The sequence below is a fragment of the Actinokineospora sp. genome (assembly GCF_050699995.1).
Taxonomy (GTDB): domain Bacteria; phylum Actinomycetota; class Actinomycetes; order Mycobacteriales; family Pseudonocardiaceae; genus Actinokineospora.
Window position 1 is genome coordinate 1 of sequence record NZ_JBOHGC010000302.1, and the last position, 1,287, is coordinate 1,287.

General features: G+C 68.3%; 2 protein-coding genes. Both read left to right on the top strand.

Annotated features, from left to right (window positions below; all coding sequences use genetic code 11):
- A partial coding sequence (locus tag ACRDSQ_RS15135) for an NAD(P)/FAD-dependent oxidoreductase (protein ID WP_431421774.1) occupies positions 1-986 on the top strand: 986 nt, incomplete at its 5' end.
- Positions 987-1,061: 75 nt separating this feature from the next.
- Positions 1,062-1,287 (top strand): hypothetical protein (locus tag ACRDSQ_RS15140; protein WP_431421775.1); only part of this gene is annotated, 226 nt, incomplete at its 3' end.

The window sequence follows — 1,287 nt, forward strand, 5'->3', positions numbered from 1 at the left end:
GGCAGCCGCTGGGCGAAGGCGTCACGTCGGCGTGCGCGGCCCCAGTCGGTACCGTGCGGGTCATGGGCGCGGAGACGTCGATCATCCAGATCCACACGGCCCTCGTCATCCACACACCGGGAGGATCCACCACCTGGCCCCTGCCCGAGCCATTCTGCACGTTTGACTATTACAGGTTCTGTCACGCGGCCGCGGCCGGAACGCGCGCCACGTTTCTGCAGGCATCGGTGCACGGATACGACCGGCGGTGCGTCCTGACATCGGAGGGGTCGAGAGAGGGGCACCTCCTCGTGGACGCGACCGGCCCACGCGCGGCGCTGGCCGGGCATGGACGGCCGAGGCATGTGGCCTTCGGGCTGGAGTCAGAGATTCCGCGCCGCGTGGACCCCGGACTGCACTTCTACTTCGTCCCCGAAATCCGTGATGGGTACGCGTGGGCCTTTCCGTGCGGCGAGTACACCCGCTTCGGCGTGATCTCGTACCGCGGGCGCACCAAAGTGCTGCCCGCCCTCAGGCGCTTCATGGCGCGGTTCGACGCCCGCCCCGGCGACGTGCACGGAGGCTACCTGGCCACGGGCTGGACTGGCGGTGCCGTCCGCGGCGTCTTCACGGTCGGGGATGCGGCCGGACAATGCCTGCCCGTATCGGGCGAAGGCATCCGTACCGCAGTGCTGGCGGGGACCCATTGCGGCGAGCTCGTGCAGCAGGTGCTTGACGGCGCGCTGAGCGAGACCGCGGTCCACACGGCCTACCGCGAGTTCATCGCGGCCGACCGCCGGCGGTATCGCGGACTGCTCGCGGCAAACGTTCTGCTCCTCAAATGGCCGCAGCACTCGCTCGCGCGCGCCGCGACCGCTCTTGGGCGGTCCAGACCCCGCCGCTGGTTCTTTTCGCACTATCTGGGAATCTTCGGCCGCGCGACCGGTGCGGTCGCACCGGCAGGCCGCCCGTCGCCCGCAGTCGCGTCCGAACACACTCAGTCCTGATCCTCCAGCGCACGGAACCCTCGTCAGGTCCCCTCCGTATATTTCTGCAAGGACTCTTTGAAGGGGGGACATGCCGTGAGAACGCGAACGCAGGCATTGTCTATTCGTCTCCTGCTCAGCGTCGCGCTCGCCGGACTCTTGATCATCCCGTTGAGTGCAACACCGGCGGCCGCAGATCATGAGCGGGGCCGGCGGGTCGAGATCCGTGGCATCGTCACGGCGATCGACTTCCACAACAGGACGTTCCACGTCCAGGCCCTGCGCGGCCGGTTTGCAGGCTATACCTGGGCGGTGGTCGTCG